The 2,279-nt window shown below is 69.0% G+C and carries 2 protein-coding genes; both read right to left on the reverse strand.

Annotated elements, in window-relative coordinates; translation table 11 throughout:
- Positions 1-18 precede the first annotated feature (18 nt).
- On the reverse strand, positions 19-582 hold the full coding sequence (locus ACFWEP_RS34170) for a hypothetical protein (RefSeq protein WP_387376131.1): 564 nt from the start codon (positions 580-582) through the stop codon (positions 19-21).
- Between the two features lie 50 nt (positions 583-632).
- Positions 633-2,162, reverse strand: a complete 1,530-nt coding sequence (locus ACFWEP_RS34175) for a DUF6801 domain-containing protein (protein ID WP_387376133.1) — start codon at positions 2,160-2,162, stop codon at positions 633-635.
- Positions 2,163-2,279 lie beyond the last annotated feature (117 nt).

Here is a 2,279-nt window from a genome sequence, read left to right on the forward strand (position 1 = left end):
GTCGTACGCTGCCTTCCGCTACGAGACCTGGATGGTCTGGTGCGGGGTGACGGCGTAGTCGGCGTCGAGGTCTGTCGGATCGCCCGCCTGGAGCAGGCCCAGGCAGTTGGCGGCGCTCACCGTCATGGTGGAGCCGTCGACGACCAGGTCTCCGGTGTCGTTCTCGTAGTGGCCGGTCAGGCCGCCCCCGAAATTCGCCGTGCAGCCGGTCCCCGTCATACGGAAGGCCAGCCCGCTCACGGAGAGGCCGACCCAGGTGGGCCTGCCCGCCACCGCCCCGGTCGCGGTGAGCGGCCGGGCGCCCGACGTCAGAGTGATGCTGAAGGCGATGCCGGCGAGCGTGCAGCCGCTGAACGCCACGGAGCTCACTGTTCCGACCACGCTTCCGACGGGCGCCGGTACGAGAGATCCGGCCACGTCGGTCGCGGAGCAGTAGAACGACATCGCGGGCCAGGCCCAGGTCGCGGGTGCGCCGTGTCCCGAGAAAGCGCCTCCCGGAGTCACCGCATAGGAGGCGGAAGCCGTCGCCGACGCGGAGGTCGCCGTCAGTGCCATCGCCGCGGACAGCGCGGCCACGAGCATGCCTGTGTTTCTCCTGCTTCTTCTCATCTGCACGGATCTCCTCAACCGGGTCAGTCGACAGCGGGGGTAGGGGCGCCGGGCAACGCGGGAAGCCTCGGCGGGCAGTTCCAGACCGACGGGTCCGCGTCCGGGACGCACATGTTGGCCTGATTCAGCGCGATGGAGTTTCCCGGTCCGGATATCGACGCGGTGAACAACGCGTCCAGGTCCTCACCGCCGCTCCCGCACCCGGAGAACGCGGGGATGTCCACCGTCCCGTTGAGCGGTCCGCCCTCCAGCACGTTCAGATAGGGGTTCCCGCCGGTGAAGTCACCGCGGAGCACTACCTTGTAAGGGCGCACGGTCCGACAGTCGGGACCCACGTCGAGGGGTACTCCGTTCACCGTCACATCGTGTAGCCGCATGGACTGCTTGAAGGAGACCACTGCGAAGTTCACGGGATACCCGAAGACCTCCATCACGTTACCGGTCGAGACGGTGAGAGCTCCGGTCTCGAACGAGACCTCGGCAGAAACGGGCTGGAAACCGAACGCGAGGAACGTCGACTCGGCGTCCGGCAGGTCGAGGCTGGCGAGCGAGTTGAACATGTTGTAACCGCCGCCTTCCATCTGCGGCGTGCGAACCGTGACCCGCTGATTGGCAAGGGCGGAGATCAACGCGGGCGTCTTGGAAGGGTCGTTGATGATCGTGGACCCGTTCAGTTTCTTGATGGTGGCGAGCCCCACCGCGTATCCACAGACCCTCTGGCCGGGCAGACTCAGCTGAAAGGGCGGTGCACCCGGGGGGATGACCGGGGCGTCGCTGATGTCCATCTCCCCTTGGGGCACGACGTCCGGGCAGGACGTGTCGACGGGGGGTACCACCGGCGGCTCCCCCTCTGGGTCGCCCGGGTCCTCCCCGCCGCCCTCCCCCGGGTCGGTCTCCCCGCCCGGATCCGGCGTTTCCGGCGTGCCTGCGTCCGGCACCAGAACCGTCGCCAGCAGGCCCGCTTCCCCTTCGGACCGGTCGCAGGTCAGGGTCACCGGATCGGCCGGCGCCTCCTCGCCCTCGACGGCCGGGGCGCTCAGCCCGAGGGTCAGTCGCCCTGCCGTCAGGGTGACGTCTCCAGCCGCGCTCACGGTGACCGAGGGGACCTCACCCGTGTGCGCGAGCCGGACCTTCCCGTTCTCGTCGCCGGCCAGTGGCGTGGCGGGCGCGATGAACTGGGCCCACTGCGCCTGGGCCGTCTGGTCGTTCTGCACGACGTCCACGTCGAGCGTCGCGGTGCTGACGACCTCGGTGGCTCCTTCCGGCAACAACGGGGCGAGATCGGCCGCCTCGAAGTCGGCCGTCATGCTCACGTCCACGGGTGACATCGGCACGTCCACCTCGCTGGTGGCCGGAAATGTCCCCCTTACCTCCAACGGCACCTGGACCGTGCCCGACGGCAGATCGCAGTCGTACGTCACCACGGCACTGGCGTCCACGTCGTCGGCCGCCGACCCCGGACCGCTCAGCAGTCCGGCGAGGGTGGCGACGGCCGCGACGGATGCCAGACGTACGGATCTGCGCGAGGCGGTCGCCGATGTCTTCTCGCTCATCCTGGCCCTGTCTTCCGCTGGGATATTCATGTACTGCCCGTTCCTTCACGCACCGCGTCCGCCGGACGGCCGCAGAACGCACGATCCGGGCCGACGGTGGCAGGGTCGCTGCTCACC

This window comes from Streptomyces sp. NPDC060198 (assembly GCF_042728415.1).
GTDB lineage: Bacteria > Actinomycetota > Actinomycetes > Streptomycetales > Streptomycetaceae > Streptomyces.